The sequence below is a fragment of the Salinimonas lutimaris genome, from assembly GCF_005222225.1.
Classification (GTDB): domain Bacteria; phylum Pseudomonadota; class Gammaproteobacteria; order Enterobacterales; family Alteromonadaceae; genus Alteromonas; species Alteromonas lutimaris.
Genome location: NZ_CP036536.1, coordinates 2,253,493 through 2,271,167, shown reverse-complemented (window position 1 = coordinate 2,271,167; position 17,675 = coordinate 2,253,493). Strand labels below are relative to the sequence as shown.

13 protein-coding genes are annotated in these 17,675 nt (G+C 52.7%); 11 read left to right on the top strand and 2 right to left on the bottom strand.

Annotated elements, in window-relative coordinates; all coding sequences use genetic code 11:
• Positions 1–151 precede the first annotated feature (151 nt).
• The 3 genes from smc to ligA are packed head-to-tail and all read left to right on the top strand — an operon-like array spanning position 152 to position 6,952.
• Positions 152–3,601: a chromosome segregation protein SMC gene (gene smc / locus EZV72_RS09800; RefSeq protein ID WP_137167078.1), complete on the top strand. Its 3,450-nt coding sequence runs from the start codon at positions 152–154 to the stop codon at positions 3,599–3,601.
• A 19-nt stretch (positions 3,602–3,620) separates the two neighbouring features.
• Complete coding sequence (gene zipA, locus EZV72_RS09795) at positions 3,621–4,856, top strand: cell division protein ZipA (RefSeq protein WP_137167077.1); 1,236 nt, start codon at positions 3,621–3,623, stop codon at positions 4,854–4,856.
• 50 nt (positions 4,857–4,906) lie between these two features.
• The gene (ligA, locus tag EZV72_RS09790) at positions 4,907–6,952 is read left to right on the top strand and encodes an NAD-dependent DNA ligase LigA (protein WP_137167076.1); all 2,046 of its coding nucleotides are present in this window, start codon (positions 4,907–4,909) and stop codon (positions 6,950–6,952) included.
• Positions 6,953–7,047: 95 nt separating this feature from the next.
• On the opposite strand, the gene EZV72_RS09785 is transcribed toward ligA, so the two are convergent.
• Positions 7,048–7,575: a DUF2062 domain-containing protein gene (locus EZV72_RS09785; protein WP_137167075.1), complete on the bottom strand. Its 528-nt coding sequence runs from the start codon at positions 7,573–7,575 to the stop codon at positions 7,048–7,050.
• Between the two features lie 135 nt (positions 7,576–7,710).
• On the opposite strand from EZV72_RS09785, the gene EZV72_RS09780 reads away from it, so the two are divergent.
• From EZV72_RS09780 to EZV72_RS09750, 7 genes are all read left to right on the top strand, one after another.
• Complete coding sequence (locus EZV72_RS09780) at positions 7,711–9,951, top strand: DNA internalization-related competence protein ComEC/Rec2 (protein WP_175405088.1); 2,241 nt, start codon at positions 7,711–7,713, stop codon at positions 9,949–9,951.
• A gap of 124 nt (positions 9,952–10,075) precedes the next feature.
• Positions 10,076–11,824, top strand: a complete 1,749-nt coding sequence (gene msbA, locus EZV72_RS09775; RefSeq protein ID WP_137167073.1) for a lipid A export permease/ATP-binding protein MsbA — start codon at positions 10,076–10,078, stop codon at positions 11,822–11,824.
• A gap of 11 nt (positions 11,825–11,835) precedes the next feature.
• The gene (gene lpxK / locus EZV72_RS09770) at positions 11,836–12,846 is read left to right on the top strand and encodes a tetraacyldisaccharide 4'-kinase (RefSeq protein WP_137167072.1); all 1,011 of its coding nucleotides are present in this window, start codon (positions 11,836–11,838) and stop codon (positions 12,844–12,846) included.
• A gap of 25 nt (positions 12,847–12,871) precedes the next feature.
• A complete protein-coding gene (locus EZV72_RS09765; protein ID WP_137167071.1) occupies positions 12,872–13,066 on the top strand; it encodes a Trm112 family protein in 195 nt (64 codons plus the stop codon).
• Positions 13,067–13,068: 2 nt separating this feature from the next.
• Positions 13,069–13,815: a 3-deoxy-manno-octulosonate cytidylyltransferase gene (kdsB, locus tag EZV72_RS09760; protein ID WP_137167070.1), complete on the top strand. Its 747-nt coding sequence runs from the start codon at positions 13,069–13,071 to the stop codon at positions 13,813–13,815.
• Between the two features lie 26 nt (positions 13,816–13,841).
• Complete coding sequence (locus EZV72_RS09755) at positions 13,842–14,501, top strand: SDR family oxidoreductase (protein ID WP_137167069.1); 660 nt, start codon at positions 13,842–13,844, stop codon at positions 14,499–14,501.
• Entirely contained in the window at positions 14,495–15,499 is a 1,005-nt protein-coding gene (locus EZV72_RS09750) for a Kelch repeat-containing protein (RefSeq protein WP_137167068.1), read from the top strand. Before EZV72_RS09755 ends, EZV72_RS09750 begins: the two co-directional genes overlap by 7 nt.
• 37 nt (positions 15,500–15,536) lie before the next feature.
• Here the strand turns inward: EZV72_RS09750 and rimO are convergent, their stop codons facing one another.
• Positions 15,537–16,973, bottom strand: coding sequence for a 30S ribosomal protein S12 methylthiotransferase RimO (gene rimO / locus EZV72_RS09745; RefSeq protein ID WP_137167067.1), 1,437 nt, complete (start codon positions 16,971–16,973; stop codon positions 15,537–15,539).
• A 161-nt stretch (positions 16,974–17,134) separates the two neighbouring features.
• Here rimO and EZV72_RS09740 point away from each other — a divergent pair, with 161 nt between their 5' ends.
• Positions 17,135–17,575: a MarR family winged helix-turn-helix transcriptional regulator gene (locus EZV72_RS09740; RefSeq protein ID WP_137167066.1), complete on the top strand. Its 441-nt coding sequence runs from the start codon at positions 17,135–17,137 to the stop codon at positions 17,573–17,575.
• Positions 17,576–17,675: the final 100 nt, after the last annotated feature.

Sequence of the window (17,675 nt, the reverse complement as noted above, 5' to 3'; positions counted from 1 at the left end):
CTGTGACATCTGGTAGAGTCGCAAAATAACAAAAAATTCAGCATTTAACACACCTGATTACTGCAGTGACAAGCTCCGACATCCTGCCTGCTGGTTGTGCCTCTAGGGCAATGCCCTGTATTCAACCCGGCCGGAGAACCTGAACAACACCATGCGTCTGAAAAAAATAAAACTGGCTGGCTTTAAATCCTTTGTCGACCCGACCACCATTCCGTTTGTGGGGGAGATGACCGCGATCGTCGGGCCTAACGGTTGCGGCAAATCGAATGTGATTGATGCCGTGCGCTGGGTGCTGGGTGAAAGCTCGGCAAAGAATCTGCGTGGCGATGCCATGACCGATGTTATTTTCAACGGCTCGTCAGCCCGAAAGCCGGTGGGTCAGTGTAGCGTTGAGCTGATTTTTGATAACAGTGCGGGGCGCATTGATGGTGAATATGCCAGTTTCAATGAATTGTCTGTACGCCGGGTGGTCACGCGGGAAGGCCAGTCTCACTATGCCCTGAACGGCACCAAATGCCGGCGTAAAGACGTCACTGATCTGTTTCTGGGCACCGGCCTGGGCCCGCGCAGCTATGCCATCATCGAGCAGGGCATGATATCCCGGCTTATCGAGTCTAAGCCTCAGGAGCTACGGGTGTTTCTGGAAGAAGCGGCCGGGGTGTCCAAATACAAAGAGCGCCGCCGGGAGACCGAAAATCGCATCCGGCATACCCGGGATAATCTTGAGCGGCTTGAGGATGTGCGCGGTGAGCTGGGGCGTCAGCTGGAAAAGCTTCAGCGCCAGGCCTCTGCCGCGCAGCGTTACCGGGAACTCAAATCAGCCGAGCGCCGCCTGAAAGGTGAGCTGGCCGCACTGCGCTGGCAAAAACAAAATACTCAGATGGTTGCCCTGCAAAAAAAGCAGCAGGCCAGTCAGCATGAATTAAATACCCTGGAAGACCAGCAGCGAGGTGGGGAAGCCGGTTTGCAGACCTACCGGCAACAAGCCGATGATGCCCGAGCTGCCCTGGATTCCCTGCAACAGCAAAAATTTACGCTGTCCACATCGATCACCCGGATTGAACAGCAGGCCTTGCATGGTCGTCAGCGCGCCACCCAGATTACCGCCGAGCTCAATGAAATAGCGCAGCAACAACAGCAGTTGCGTGATGCCGCCGATGCTGCCCGGGGTAAAGTCACCGCACTGACCGACACCAAAGAAGAACAGGCACCGCGGCTGGCGCTGCTTAATGAGCAGGTGGCGCAAAACGAGGTGCAACTGGAGGAAGCAGAGGAAGTCCTGCGTGCATTTGGTGCCACCGACCGGCAACACAGCGAACGTCATCAGCAGGCTGCGCAACAGGCGCAGTCGCACCGTGTACAGCTGCAGTCGGTGCAGGATATGCAGACGCGAACCCGGCAGCGGATTAGCGAAATCGAACAGGAGCTGGGTGGTCAGGATGATAAAACGCTGGCAGCAGAACAGCAGGCGCTAACCCTGGCACTTGAGCAGGCCAGTGAAAAGGTCGCCAGTCTGACCGATAGCCTGAGCGAGGCAACCGGGCATCAGGCCCAAATCAATCAGCAGGCGGGTGAGCAGCAGGCGCTGGTCGATGCTGAGCGGGAAAAACTTCAGCAGGCGCGGGCCAGTCACAGTGCGCTGATTTCACTGCAACAGGCTGCGGCAACAGACTTAACCGACTATCCGGGGTTACAGCCGGCCTGGCAGCGCATGCAATTTGCCGCTGACTGGCAGCAGGCCGCACAGACGGTATTAAGCTTTTTGCATCACCCGCTTATCAGTGATGATGAGGATGCGCCCGAGGTACCCGGATATCTCGTTTGGTCAGCGCTGGCGCACACCGATGAACCGGTCGATGGCAGTCTGGCCGCCCAGGCCGATGCGGGTAGTTTTGTGCCGGCTCTGTTTAACCAGATTCTGATTGCCAGTGATGAGTCACTGGCCCGGGCACTGCAACAATCCTCGCAGGGGCGGTTCTGGATCGTGACCCCGCAGGGACAGCTGTTTGGCCACAACTGGCATTATGTTCCCGGTGAGCAGGACCCGCAGCATAATCTGCTGCGTCAGGCCAGTATGATTGAGCAGCTGGAACAGGATATTGCTCGTCTGGAAGAGACCGTAGCGCAGGGTATTGAGCTGGCTGAGCAGACCCGTCAGCAGCAAAGTGATGCTAATCAGGCGGTGCGCCAGCTTGATCGTCAGTTACAGCAAACCCGTCTGGAAGCACAGGGCATTGAGCAGCAACTGGAAGCCTGTGCGACCCGGCATGCCCAGCTACAGGCGCGTACCACAAAACTGCAGGATGAGCTGAGCCGCTACCAGGTGCTTAACGAGCAGGAGTCAGCGCAAATCACGACGTTGATACATCAGCTTGAAGAAGCACAGCAGCAACAGGACGAGCTTGCCGGGGTGGTTGAAGACAGTCACCGCCAGCGCGAGATCCTGGAGCAGGCGGTGGTGGCTGCCCGACACAGTCTGAATCAGCGTCAAAGCGAACATCACCAGCTGCAACTGCGCGCCAGCGAAACCACCAGTCAGCTCAGCGCAGCCCGGGATCAGGTTACCCGGCATCTTGACCGGCTCAGCGAGCTGGACAGTCGCCGCGAAAAGCTGGCCCGGGAGCAGGCCGACATTCTACAGCCGCAAACTCAGCAGCAGGCTCAGCTTGATGAGCTGTTAAGCCAGCGCGAAGCGGTGGAGGCCAGCTTACAGTCGCATCGCCAGCACATGGAAAAAGTGGATGCGCTGATAACCGAGGCGCAAAAAGGCCATAACAGTCTGACCGCTACCATTGCCTCGCGTCAGGCGGAAATAGACCGCATGACTATAGAGATCGAAAGTATCCGCGCCCGGGCCAATACGGTGGTAGAACAGCTGGCCGAATCTCAGCAGAATCTGAACACTTTGCTGGAATCGCTGCCTGATGAGGCTGACGAAAAGCGCTGGCAACAGGAGCTGGAGCAGACCCAGGCTGCCATTACCCGTCTCGGGGCGGTGAACCTGGCTGCGGTAGAAGAATATGATGCACAGGCAGAACGCAAAACACATCTGGATATTCAGTACGAGGATTTGACAACCGCACTGGAAACCCTGCAAAGTGCCATCAGGAAGATTGACAAAGAAACCAAATCCCGGTTTGCTGAAACGTTTGATCAGGTTAATGCTGATTTAAAAGCACTTTTTCCTAAAGTGTTTGGCGGTGGGTCGGCTTATCTGGATTTAACCGATGATGACTTGCTGGAAACCGGCGTAACGATTATGGCGCGTCCACCGGGCAAGAAAAATAGCACGATTCACCTATTAAGCGGTGGAGAAAAAGCCTTAACCGCATTATCATTGGTGTTTGCAATTTTCCGGCTTAACCCGGCGCCATTTTGTTTACTGGATGAAGTAGATGCGCCGCTGGATGATGCCAACGTGGGACGTTTTTGCAACCTGGTGTCGCAGATGTCCGAACAAGTACAATTTATATATATCACCCACAACAAGATTGCTATGGAAATGGCAACCCATCTGACCGGTGTAACAATGGCCGAGCCCGGCGTTTCCCGGATGGTAGCGGTAGATGTCGATGAGGCCATGGCTTTCGTAGAAGCATAACAAGGGCGACTGAATAAAGATGGAAGATCAATTACGTCTGTCACTACTGATTATCGGTTCCATTATCATTGTGGCTGTGTTTGCCCATGGAATCTGGAAAATCAGAAAAAATGGCCAGCCGGCAAAACGTAACCGGGTAGAACCGCAGCAATGGGATGAATCCTCGTCGTTCACAGGTTCAGACACTGACGATGACAACGAGCAGCGGTTCAGCAGCGGGTTTGCACAATCTGATACCGACTCATTTGATGAGCTGGGGGTGGGTAAAGTGCGCGTGGTTGAGTCAGGCCAGTCATCGCCAATACCATCATCGGATGACCACGACAGTGCTGGGAAAGATGAAACGGCTGCTGCTCAGACGCAGGCCAGGGTGCAATCAGAGTCCAGCGCGTCAAAACAGGAAGAAAAATTATACGGCTCCGTGGTCACTAACCCTAAACCGCATATGCAAACGCCCGCAGAGCCGGCGCATGCGGAAGGGGAGAAAGAAGATATACCGCCACCGCCGGGCTTTTTGTTAAAAGAAAATTCAGCGTCTGGCGAAGACTCAGCCACCTCTGGCGTGGCACCCGCACAGGCACCTGCTTCACATCGGGCTGCTGACGAAGAGGTTGAGTCGTTTAGCCTGGACTCGCCAGAGGTGGATGAAGACGCAGCTGCTGTGTCTCGTAAACCGCGCCATTACACCCGTCAGCGACAGGAACCGAGCCTGGGCGATGACCAGATGCGAATCGATTTTGATAAGCCAGCCGGCACACCCTCAGCGAAGCCTGAAAGCGCGACTGCAGCTAAACCGGCTGCGAACCGTCAAACTGCGGATGCAGAGCAGGAAGTGCTGGTTATTAATGTCAAAGCACCAGACGGTGAGCCCATTTCAGGGGCATCTTTATTGCCTATGCTACTGACTCTGGGATTTAAATTTGGCGAGCAGGATATTTTTCACCGGCACGCGAATGCCAGCGGCAAAGGCCCGGTGTTATTCAGCCTGGCGAACATGTTTAAACCCGGCAACTTTGATATTGATAATCTGGAAATGTTTACTACCCAGGGCGTCTCTTTGTTTATGATCCTGCCGATTGAGGCAGATGCCCACCAGGTATTCAACATGATGCATAATGCAGCCAGAAAAATTGCAGAGGAGTTCGATGGTCAGGTTCTTGATGGCCGGCGCAGCGTACTCAGCAAACAGGGCCTGCAGCAATACATTGAAAAAATTCGCGAATTTGAGCGGCGGCAGCAACTGCTTCGCACATAACCGGCACACAGGCCATCCGACAGGGTGGCCTTTTAATTTATAAGTAACTTATGTCTCAAGAATCACAGTCACCCGAATTGCGGGTAAACCACATCCGTCGTCAAATCCGTCAGTATAATCATGATTATTATGTGATGGATAACCCCAGTGTACCGGATGCTGAATACGACCGGCTGATGCAGGAACTCATCAGACTGGAGCAAGCGCACCCGGAACTGCGCAGTGCCGACTCACCTTCGCAAAAGGTAGGGGGCGCACCGTTGAGTGCTTTTGAGCAGGTCAGCCATGAAGTGCCCATGCTATCGCTGGACAATGCCTTTGATGAAGCCTCTCTGCTGGCTTTTGAAAAACGTATTAACGACCGATTGAAAAGCAGCCAAACTCTTAGCTTTAGCTGTGAACCCAAGCTGGATGGACTGGCAGTGAGTCTGTTATACGAAGATGGACATCTGGTGCGGGCCGCTACCCGGGGAGACGGCCAGGTGGGCGAGAATATCACCCAGAATGTTCGTACTATTGCCAATATTCCGCTGACCCTGCATGGCGACACTATTCCGGCCCGGGTGGAGATCCGCGGTGAAGTATTTATGCCAAAAGCCGGTTTTGACAAGCTTAACGCCCGCCAGCGTGATGCTGGGGGCAAAGTTTTTGCTAACCCAAGAAATGCGGCAGCCGGTAGCCTTCGGCAACTTGACTCCCGGATTACAGCCAAACGCCCGCTGATGTTTTACGCCTATTCGCTGGGCCTGGTAACGCCGGACAGCTTTAGTTTACCGGCCATGCACAGTGAGCGGCTATCACTGGTACAAACCTGGGGTCTGCCGCTGTGTCCTGAGGTGAGCACCGCGCAGGGCGGGCAGGGGTGTCTGGATTACTATGAACATATTCTTGCTCAGCGCGAGGCGCTGGCCTACGACATCGACGGCGTGGTATTTAAAGTTGATGATATTGCCCTGCAGGAGCAACTGGGCTTTGTTGCCCGGGCGCCGCGCTGGGCGATTGCCCAGAAGTTTCCGGCTCAGGAAGAAATTACCCGCCTGACTGACGTGGAGTTTCAGGTCGGGCGTACCGGTGCGATCACGCCCGTGGCGCGACTGGAGCCGGTTTTTGTAGGCGGGGTGACGGTGTCGAACGCGACTTTGCACAATCAGGATGAAATTGAACGTCTGGGCGTTAAAATTGGCGATGCGATTACAATTCGCCGGGCCGGTGATGTGATCCCCCAGGTGGTTTCGATAATTGCCGATCGGCGGCCGGATGATGCCCGGGATATTGTTTTTCCTGATACCTGCCCGGTCTGTGACTCGCAGGTTGAGAAGCTGGCTGATGAAGCGGTGGCCCGGTGCACCGGTGGTTTGATTTGTGCCGCCCAGCGCAAGCAGGCGCTAAAACATTTTGCTTCCCGTAAGGCGCTGGATATTGATGGCCTGGGAGATAAACTTATCGACCAGCTGGTCGATGCAGATCTGGTGAAAAGTCCGGCTGACTTCTTTCATTTACAGATAGGTAATCTGATTGGTCTTGAGCGGATGGCTGAAAAGTCAGCCTCTAAGCTACTTAATTCTCTGGAAGCCTCAAAGACCACCACCTTACCCAAGTTTCTTTATGCGCTGGGAATTCGCGAGGTAGGCGAGTCTACGGCTAATAATCTGGCAATGCATTTTCATGATTTGGATAAAGTGATGCAGGCCAGTATAGAAGCACTGCAGGAAGTCAATGATATTGGCACCGTAGTGGCCCAGCACATCCATAACTTTTTTGCCGAGGCGCACAATACCGAGATTGTGCAGGCATTACTGGATGCCGGTTTAACCTGGCCTGATATTAAAGCGCCTGAAGGCGAGCTGCCGCTGGAAGGGCAAACCTGTGTGCTGACCGGTACCCTGACCCGAATGGGGCGTAATGATGCTAAAGCATTATTGCAGCAACTAGGTGCTAAAGTAGCCGGTAGTGTGTCAGCCAAAACTGATTTTCTGGTGGCTGGTGAGAAAGCCGGGTCCAAGCTAACCAAGGCACAAGATCTGGGGGTAGCCGTCTGGGACGAAGATAAGCTTCTCAGCGAACTGGCCGGCTACGGTCTGGACGTACCGGAATAGTGCGGCGACTGTGCGCATAAAAAAGGCCCGCTGACATCCGTTAGCGGGCCTTTTTTCATTCTGTCAGGTTGCTATCACCGGTCAGTGTTGCACCCCTAATTTTGTCTGGCAGCCCGGGCCTGGCGACGTGCCTCCCAGGATTTTTTCACCGAAAAGCGCCACATCATATTCAGACCCATATAACCCAGTATGCCGGCGACTACAGAACAAATCGCACATCCCACCAGAAACGCCGGCCCGATAGTGCTGATGCTCTCAATCACCCATTGCCAGTTAAACTGAAATTCAAAGTGCACCGGATCGGCCCCCAGTACAGTCGTACCAACTTTGTAGGCACCGTAGAATATGGGCGGCATGGTAAACGGATTAGTGATCCACACCGTGGCCACAGACAAGGGCAGATTTACCCGAAACGGAATGGCGGCACCGGCTGACAGCCACATCTGAAACGGCACCGGCCAGAACGCAAAAAATAAGCCTATACCAAATGCGCCGCTGGCAGAGCGACGGTTTAAATGCCACAAATTCGGGTCATGCAATAGACTTCCGAATACACGCAACGCGCGGTTTTCCTTGATTGACTGATGGCTGGGTAAAAATCGCTGTATAAATTTTCTTGGCATAACTGAATAAAAACCACATTCGCGCTAAGAGGCAATGGAATGCACAATAGTACCATTATTTGGATGACATTTTTTTGTGTCGCGTCATTATCATCGACAATTTGGCCTGTTTTACCCCAACCAAAGGTTGTTGCAGTGGCAACGGGCTTACTTACGACAATATTTGTCTGGCGGTATTTTCACCAGACCGCGTGTGAGTATGTACCCGATAAATCCGGAAATAGTTCTTTTGGCGAAAAGCATAAATTACTATTTGTTGCGTTACACGGCATTCTGACCGGTGTGTTATGGATGGCGAGTTTAGGCTACTGGTACCTGTACTGGCAACCCCCGACAGGCAGCTTTAACCAAGCTGTCACTTTACAGTTAAAGGTATTACAAACCGGCCAGCATTCTAATCAAACTGGCTGTAAAATCCTAGCGCAAGTCGAAAGTAAAAGATTGGTTGATCAGGTACTTGGTCCTAAAGTGCAGTTATACACCCGGGCAGGAGCCCCGTGTCCGCTGGCGTTTCACCGCTACCAGGCCGTGGTCCGCATAAAACCCATCGCTGCGCCGCTTAATCCAGGTGCTTTTGATGCCGAGCGGGCGGCGGTGGCCCGTGTACTGGTCGGTAAAGGCACGTTATTGGCCCTGACTAGCAAACCTGTGGCGGTCAATAGTCTGCATGCCCGTACAGTGCGTTCACTGCGTGAACACACACCTGACCTTAATATCTCCGCCTGGAGTCTGGCCCTGCTAACCGGTGATCGCAGTTTACTGACCAAAGAGGACTGGACGTTGCTACAGTCCACCGGTACAGCGCATTTGTTTGCTATCTCAGGGATGCACCTGTCGCTTCTGTTCGGGGTCTTTTATATTATTAGTGGCTGTATGCTGCGCGTATGGCTGTACTGCTCTGGTCGCTACCACTTGCAGCCCGCGCACCGGCATCAGGCCATGCTGGGTGCGATAACCGGATGCGTCATATTTGCCGCGCTGGCCGGCTGGCAATTACCGGTTACCCGGGCGCTGGTATTAATTGTCATCGCCAGTGGGCTGAGTATGGCGGGCTACCGGTTCAGCGGCGTGTACCTGGCAGTGCTGATGCTGTTTATCTGCGTGGTGGGTTTTCCGTTTTCGCTGTACAGCGCAGGCTTTTATCTCAGTGTTGGCGCCGTATGTGCAATCTGGTTTGGTCTGTGGCGCTTCAGGCCGGTGTTGATAACCTGGCGTCAAAAACTACTTTGGGCAATCCGCTTGCAGTGCCTGCTAACTTTACTCATGTTGCCGGTCACCATCTGGTTCTTTGGTCAGTTCAGCCTGCTGACTATTACTGTCAATATCGTGATGATCCCCCTGATTACCCTGTTGCTGCCCGTTGGATTGGGCGCACTGTTATTGTTAAGCGTAACCGATAGCGCGGCACTGTTACATCTGTTTGATGCGGTTCTGTTAAGTGTTATGGCCACGCTGGAGCACCTCAGTCACCGGCTATCGCCGGTCGCCGTAACGCTCAGTGCAAATGCTTTTGTAGCCTGGCAACTGGCACTGATGTTAGCGTTGTTACCGCCGTTTTACTGGCGCCGGCGTAGCTGTTTTGTGATGGTATGTGTGGCGCTGACACAGTGGTTACCGGCCAGTGATGAGGGCTGGTTCTTACATGTGTTTGATGTGGGACAGGGCAGTGCGCTGGCACTGTCGAGGGGAAACCAGGGCCTGCTGATTGATACGGGACCGGGCGGATATGCTGACGGTCTGTCAGCCTTTGACCGCTATGTCAGCCCAGTTCTGGATTATTGGCAAATCACCCGGGTTCCCAGGCTGTATATCAGTCATTTTGATCAGGACCACGCCGGTGGGCTGGCATCGGTCAGCGCAGCGTTTTCCTCCCTGCAGATCGCCAGTTTACTGGATAATTGTCAGCAGTCAGCGCCGATTCGGTGGCAGGGACTGACAATTCGAATATTGTGGCCACCGGCAGGAAATAAACTGGATAACAATGACCATTCCTGTGTACTGCAAATCAGCGATGGTCAGTGGCAGGTGCTTATTCCCGGCGATATTGAGCGTTATGCAGAGTATCAGTTGCTTTACAGCCAGACGTTAAGTCCCGTGGATATTCTGATAGCTCCGCATCACGGCAGCAAAACATCATCCGGCAAGGCCTTTATTCAGGCGGTGTCACCACAGGTTGTGGTATTTACTCAAAGCTATAATAATCGCTGGCAATTTCCTCACGAACCGGTAGTGGCCCGTTACCGGGAGCAGGGCGCACAACTGCTGTCGACCGGAAACCATGGCTATATCCGCTTTGCTATGCGCAGTCATGAGATGGTTACGCAGACCGCCCGCCAGGATTTTATGCCCCGCTGGTATCGTAAACCGGGCGCATAGTCCCCATAATGAGGGATTATGCCTGCTCTTGGCGTGGGTATTTGTGCCGGAATGCCGGTTGGATTATGGAATTTTTGTTTGAACAGGTACAATGTGCCGCAGATTGGAAGAACGAAAGAATTACATGCAGCAAACTGACTACTCTAAAGGCCAGGTTCGACGTTTTCTGGGCTATCTACGTGATTACAAAATAGAATTTTTTGTCGCCATTATCGGTATGATTGGCTATTCAGCATTAGATACCTACGTGGTTGCCCACTTGAAAACCCTGATTGACGAATCACTGGCCAATAACGACAGCTCGTTCCTGCGCGTGGCGGCTTATGCCATTGTGCCGTTGTTTTTACTGCGTGGTGTATTCAATTTTATGGGCACCTACACGCTTAACTGGATTGGCGCTAAGGTGGTGATGACCATGCGCCAGCAGCTGTTTGAAAAATACCTGCACCTGCCGGTGGCGTTTCACGACACCCAGGCGGTCGGCTCGCTGATCAGTAAAGTGACCTATGATACTGAACAGGTTGCCAATGCTGCGGGTAAAGCCTGTCTGACGCTGGTCAGGGAAGGGGCGCTGGTCATTGGTTTGCTGGCGGTTATGTTCTACTACTCATGGCAGCTGTCCATGATTTTCCTGCTGATTGGTCCAGTTGTGGGCGTTATCGTGTCGCTGGTCAGTAAGCGCTTCAGAAAAGTCAGCCGTAATATTCAGCAGTCAATGGGCACGGTCACCGCGGCGGTGGAGCAGGCGGTCAAAGGCCATAAAGTGATTCTGATGTTTGGCGGCCAGGCGGTGGAAAAAGAGCGTTTTGAGGAAAAAAACAATCACAACCGACAGCAGAATATGAAGCTGAATGTCACCCAGATACTCAGCGTGTCCTCCATTCAGGTGATTGCCTCCATTGCCCTGGCCTTTGTGTTGTACATGGCCAGCATGCCATCAATGATGGAAAACCTGACCGCCGGTACCTTTGTCAGCGTGGTGTTTTATATGGTAATGCTGTTAAAACCATTAAAGCAGCTGACCACGGTAAATAACGAGTTTCAAAAAGGCATGGCGGCGTGTACCAGTATCTTTGAAATTCTGGATAAAGAAAATGAGCCGGATACCGGGCGTAAGGTGATAGAAAGAGCCAAAGGCGAAATTGCCTTTGAGCATGTGACTTTTGCCTACCCCAATAAAGAAACCCCGGCTCTCAAAGATATCTCTTTTTCTGCCAGTCCCGGACAAACCATTGCGTTGGTCGGACGTTCTGGTAGCGGTAAGTCGACCATTTCATCATTGCTGACCCGCTTTTACTCGCCGCAGCAGGGGCATATTCGTATTGACGGACATGACTTGCATGAGATTGAGCTTAAATCACTGCGCCGTCAGTTTGCTCTGGTGTCTCAGCATGTGGTGCTGTTTAACGATACCATTGCCAACAATATCGCCTATGGTGCCAATCAGCATGTCAGCCTAGAGCAGATCCAAAAAGCGGCGGACATGGCCCACGTCACGGAATTTGTTAACCAGCTACCAGAAGGGTTAGACAGTATTGTGGGTGAAAATGGCCTGATGCTGTCTGGTGGCCAGCGACAGCGAATAGCGATTGCCCGGGCCATTCTGGCCAATGCGCCTATTCTGATTCTGGATGAGGCAACCTCGGCGCTGGATACTGAATCAGAGCGACTGATTCAGGATGCCCTGGAAACTTTACAAAAATCCTGTACCAGCCTGGTAGTGGCACATCGCCTGTCGACCATCGAAAATGCTGATCAGATCATGGTGGTTGAGCAGGGAGAAATTATTGAGCGCGGTCGACACGATGAACTGCTGGCCAGTAAAGGGCCTTACTCGCAGCTGCATGCCCTGCAGTTCGGTGAAAAAGACTGACGGAGTCTGCTGTGAAAGCGATTGAAAAGGCCTGGTACAGCTTTCGCTGGTGGTTGTTTTTTTTGTGGCCGCTGATGGTGCTGTTCAGTCTTATTTCAGGCATCCGGCGCTATTTATTTGCCGCCGGATTTAAAACCAGCACCAAGCCAGCTCACGCCAAAGTCATTGTGGTGGGCAATATCAGTGTGGGCGGCAACGGTAAAACGCCGGTGGTGGTGGATATTGCTGAATACCTGCAAAAGCAGGGCTGGCAGCCGGGCATTCTGAGCCGTGGATATGGCGGCAGTCACCGCACCTTTCCTCACCAGGTCAGTGCAAAAGACAGCGCGGCAGTGGTGGGTGATGAGCCGCATCTGATGGCCGGCCGCACCGGTCTGCCGGTGGTCATAGACCCACAGCGGGCCCGGGGGGCGGCGTTTCTGGCTGACCAGTGCGGTTGCGACGTAATAATTTGCGATGATGGTCTGCAGCATTATGCGCTGGCCCGGGATATGGAAATTGTGGTGATGGATGAGCGGCGCTATGGCAATGGTTACCTGATGCCAATGGGCCCGCTTCGTGAAGGGATCTGGCGGCTGGATACGGTAGATGCCATATTACACAATGTCAGCTGTTTCAAAGAAGCTCGTTTATTAGGTGTGGTGCCCCCGCAATATCCAATGTCACTGACGCACGAATGCGTGGTGAATGTGGCTGACCCGTCTAAACAGCTATCTCTTGAAGCATTTTCCGGTCAGTTTCACAGCGTACATGGCATTGCCGGTATCGGTAATCCGGGACGTTTTTTTCGCCAGCTAAAGGACCATGGGGTCAGTCTGACGGATACCACCGGGTTTGCGGACCACTATCAGTACAGCGCAGCCGATATTCCGCCTCAAACCGTGATTATGACCGAAAAAGATGCGGTGAAACTGGTGGGCATTGCCCATCAAGACTGTTGGTATGTGAAAGCCTCGGCCGGTTTACCCGCTGCATTTTATCGACAATTGGATAATACACTTCGCACTAAAAAGCGTAAGTAAATAATACAGATAATAGGAATACACCATGGTGTTTGATACAAAACTTCTGGATGTGCTGGCCTGTCCGGTCTGCAAGGGAAAACTGAAAATAGGCGAGGACAAACAGTCACTGGTGTGTCGGTTTGACCGTTTATCCTATGCTATTGAAGATGGTATTCCGGTGTTAATTGAAGCCCACGCTACCACCTTAACCACCGAACAGCTTGAGCAGGTTAAGTAAGCATGTCCTTTGTGGTAATTATTCCGGCCCGGTTTGGGTCCAGCCGGTTTCCCGGTAAACCTCTTGCTGACATTAAAGGCAAGCCGATGATTGCCCATGTCATTGACCGGGCGTTTGAAGCGGGCGCCAGTCAGGTGGTGGTGGCGACCGACGACGAGCGTATTGGTGAAGCCGTGGGCGAGCGCTGTACAGTATGTATGACCCGCTCTGACCATAATTCGGGTACAGAGCGACTGGCCGAGGTGGTAAAGACGCTGCAACTGCCTGAAGACACCATCGTGGTAAATGTACAGGGAGATGAGCCATTTGTGCCGGCTGAAAACATTCAGCAGGTGGCGGCGAATCTGGCTGACCGGCCGGATATTCCGATGGCCACTCTGGCCACCCCGTTTGATAATGCCGACGATGTGTCTAACCCGAATATGGTGAAGGTCATCGCTAATCAGCATCAGGAAGCCATTTATTTTTCCCGCTCAGCGATTCCGTTTGACCGGGCAGCGATGCTGGAAAGAACCGAGTCGTTAGAGCCGGGCGGCTATTTGCGGCATATCGGTATATACGCGTATCGTGCCAGCTATATCACCCGGTATGTTGAATATCCTTCTACCGTACTGGAGCAGCTGGAGTCGCTGGAACAGTTACGGGCATTATGGTACGGCGATAAAATCCATGTAGATGTGGCGGTTGCCGCGCCACCGGTGGGCATTGATACACCTGAGGATCTGGTTCATTTGCTGAGTATTTTATAGGTAAGATTTAACATAGGAGGTTTGCCATGAATATTGTAATCACCGGCGCAAACAGAGGCATTGGACTGGCACTGGTTCAGGCTTATCTGGATAAGGGACATCAGGTTTATGCGTTATGCCGCAATAGCTGTGATGATTTGAATAAAAGCGGCGCTACGTTAGTGAAAGGCGTGGACGTGGCAAACCCCGATGGCCTGACAGAAGCTCTGGCTCCGCTGAAAAATGTAGCCATTGATATTTTGATCAATAATGCCGGTGTGCTGGGCAAGGAATCGTTAGGAGACTGGGATCCGAACACCATTGACTATCAGTTTCGGGTTAATGCACTGGGGCCTTTGCTGATAACTCAGCGATTGCTGGGAAATCTGCATGAGGGCGCCAAAATCGGTCTGATCACCAGTCGCATGGGCTCAATGACAGATAATGGCTCAGGCGGTTACTATGGTTACCGGATGTCTAAAGCTGCCCTCAATGCTGCGGGTGTCTCACTGGCCCATGATCTTAAAGACCGCAATATTGCTGTGGCATTGCTGCATCCGGGTTTTGTACAGACCGAAATGGTGAACAACGCCGGGGATATTGATACCGCCACAGCAGCGAGCCGCCTTGTGCAGCGACTTGAAGAGCTGAACATGGACACTACCGGACAGTTTGTGCATTCCAATGGTGACACGCTGCCATGGTAAAGCCGGTACGCTGGTGTCTGGCGCTGATACTCAGTGCCGGCACAGTCTCGGCCACAGAGCCGGTAACCGATTATCAGTGGAGCGTTGGTCCTTTCTTGCCTGAGCCCCTTCAGGAAATCTATCCGGCGGTGTTGGACAAAAATATCTACGTGGCTGGCGGACTGAATCAGTCAGATAACGGGTTTATCGTTAGCGACGGGGTTTATCGCCTGGAGCCTTCTGCGCAACAGTGGCAATCACTGGCACCGTTACCTGAACCCCGGCATCATGCCGTGCTGGCAGCCGGAGACAAGGATTTGTGGCTGTTTGGCGGGTTTATTGAAACGCAAGAGGGTCCGTGGACCAGCACTGACAGTATTTTACGCTACAACCCGAAGCAGAATGCCTGGCATCATCAGGGGCAGTTGCCGCAGCCGGTGTCCGAGCCTGTGGTGGTATATCTGGATGGCCATATCCACCTGATTGGCGGTCGGATTCAGTCTTCCGAGGCTAATGGGCAATGGCGGGATCACACCGATACCAACTGGCACGGTATTTATGAACCTGACAGTGGTATATGGAAAACCGCCACCGAACTGCCAACTCCCCGTAACAGTGCCTGTGCGGTAGTTTATGATCATAAAATTCATGTTATCGGCGGCCGGCAGGTAGGCAAAGGAAATGTTGCCGTCCATGAAGTGTTTGATCCAAAAACCAGCGAATGGCAAAGCCTGAAACCTATGCCGCAGGCTCAGGCTGGGATGGCTTGCGTCAGTTACCGGCATAATATTTTTGTGTTTGGCGGCGAGTATTTTGACAACGGCGGCGGTGTATATAACGAAGTCTGGCGCTACGATTTACAGCGGGATCGCTGGTCGCATGCATCTATCATGCCGCTGGCCCGGCATGGGCTGGGTGCTGTGATGCTCAGCGATCAGATTTGGCTGATTGGCGGTGCGGCCAAAGCCGGGGCGATAGAAACGTCGGCGGTAGTCAGCAAACTGAAAAAACTGAACTAAAAAAACAGGCCCGTCTGAGCGGGCCTGTGGTAGTCAGTTATTCGGCATCGCCGTCTTCATCCTCGACCGGTACGGCCCAGACATCATGCTCATCGGCATGAATAACCTCAGCCCAGATGCGCTGGCCGGGGGTAACATCGTAAACACCGTTAAGATGGACCACACCATCGACTTCCGGTGCATCAGCGTAGCTGCGGCCAATAGCGCCTTCACTATCGACGCTATCAATCACCACCTGATATTCTTTACCAATGCGTTCCTGTAACCGTGCCGCACTGATTTCACCCTGAATATCCATAAAACGGCGGTGTCGGATCTGCTTAACCTCTTCTGGCACCGGGTCTGGCAGGTCATTGGCTTTGGCGCCTTCTACCGGTGAATACATAAAGCAGCCAACCCGATCCAGACGCGCTTCACGAATGAACTCCAGCAACTCCTCAAATTCTTCTTCAGTTTCACCTGGGAAGCCCACAATAAAGGTGGAGCGGATAATCAGCTCAGGACAGATCTCGCGCCACTTTTTAATTCTTTCCAAAGTCCGGTCGGCACTACCCGGGCGTTTCATCAGTTTTAGAATACGCTTGCTGGCGTGTTGTAACGGAATATCCAGATATGGCAGGATCTTACCTTCGTTCATTAAAGGAATAAGATCGTCAACATGCGGGTAGGGATAAACATAGTGTAGCCGAATCCACATATCTAACTCGCCCAGTTTGTCACAAAGCTGCTGCAGGTGCGCTTTAACCGGCATACCATCCCAAAAACCTGTGCGATGTTTTACATCTACTCCAAAAGCACTGGTATCCTGAGAAATCACCAGCAGTTCATTGACACCGCCGGCTTTAAGTCGTTTGGCTTCATCCAGAATTTCGCCCACCGGCCGGCTGACCAGATCGCCCCGCATAGACGGGATGATGCAGAAGGTACAGCGATGATTACAGCCTTCTGAAATTTTCAGGTAAGCATAGTGACGCGGCGTCAGCTTAACCCCGTGATCCGGCACCAGGTCTGCATACGGATTAAATTCTGGCTTGGGCAGGTGAGTATGAATCTGTTCAACCACTTCCTCGTAAGCATGAGGGCCGGTGATCGCCAGCACATTTGGATGCACCTCGCGAATTTCATCTTCTTTAATACCCAGGCAACCAGTGACAATCACCTTGCCATTTTCAGCCAGGGCTTCACCAATGGTGTCCAGTGACTCTTCCACGGCGGCGTCAATGAATCCGCACGTGTTGACCACAACCAGATCGGCGTCATTGTACGAGGGCACAACATCATAACCTTCGGTGCGCAGTTGCGTTAAAATACGCTCTGAGTCAACCAGGTTCTTCGGGCAGCCTAGGCTGATAAAACCAATCCGGCTGTTTTTGTTCGGCTGGCTGATTGTCTGGCTGGCCTGTTCGCTGCTTAACACCTTCACAGGTGTGCTTAGCGTGGTCGTTTGGTTCGGTGTATATTTTTCTACTGACATTGAAACAACTTATCAATTTTTGTTGTCGGTAGTATACCACTAAGCCGCTCAGACACTATCCGGGCGGGTCAGGTTTTTCGCACTGGCAGAAAAATTGCCAGTCCGCTGGGTAATCAGTATGGTGTACAAGCCGTGCAGCACTAAACATTGAGGAGTTTATTTTGCCTACCGAACAGGGGTGTTCATCCGATGATGCCGCCACCCGGGTTTGCCGTACCGTGATTCATTTGCGCAATGCCCTGTTAGTCAAACTGGATAACACTCTGGCGGCCTGTGATCTGACTGCTGCCCAGTATGGGGTACTGGTCACGCTGTCAGACATGAAGCAAGCCACCTCCACCCAACTGTGCGACGCCCTGGCTTACGATAAAGGGGCGATGAGTCGGATGCTCAAACGGCTTGAATGCAAGGCACTGGTTGAACGGGTTTTACAGTCTGATAATCGTTCGCAGATGATTGCGTTGACAGCTTCCGGTCAGGCCCGGTTTGAAAAAGCCTGTGATTGTGTGGCGCAGGTGTATCAGCACAGTCTGCAAGATGTAAATGAAAGCGATATGAAAGTTGTCGAGAATGTTTTAAGCGGCTGTCTTAAAAAGCTTTAAGCGGCATTTATCGTGAAAACCTGCCTGTTTCTCTATACGAAGTTGCCTAGGCAACAATGTGTGCGGACAATACCCTGATTCCATTGTTTTTCCAGGATGA

Coding starts and splice junctions, on each gene's coding strand:
- smc (WP_137167078.1), top strand. CDS start 152: ATGCGTCTGAAAAAAATAAAACTGGCTGGCTTTAAATCCTTTGTCGAC.
- zipA (WP_137167077.1), top strand. CDS start 3,621: ATGGAAGATCAATTACGTCTGTCACTACTGATTATCGGTTCCATTATC.
- ligA (WP_137167076.1), top strand. CDS start 4,907: ATGTCTCAAGAATCACAGTCACCCGAATTGCGGGTAAACCACATCCGT.
- EZV72_RS09785 (WP_137167075.1), bottom strand. CDS start 7,575: ATGCCAAGAAAATTTATACAGCGATTTTTACCCAGCCATCAGTCAATC.
- msbA (WP_137167073.1), top strand. CDS start 10,076: ATGCAGCAAACTGACTACTCTAAAGGCCAGGTTCGACGTTTTCTGGGC.
- EZV72_RS09765 (WP_137167071.1), top strand. CDS start 12,872: ATGGTGTTTGATACAAAACTTCTGGATGTGCTGGCCTGTCCGGTCTGC.
- kdsB (WP_137167070.1), top strand. CDS start 13,069: ATGTCCTTTGTGGTAATTATTCCGGCCCGGTTTGGGTCCAGCCGGTTT.
- EZV72_RS09755 (WP_137167069.1), top strand. CDS start 13,842: ATGAATATTGTAATCACCGGCGCAAACAGAGGCATTGGACTGGCACTG.
- EZV72_RS09750 (WP_137167068.1), top strand. CDS start 14,495: ATGGTAAAGCCGGTACGCTGGTGTCTGGCGCTGATACTCAGTGCCGGC.
- rimO (WP_137167067.1), bottom strand. CDS start 16,973: ATGTCAGTAGAAAAATATACACCGAACCAAACGACCACGCTAAGCACA.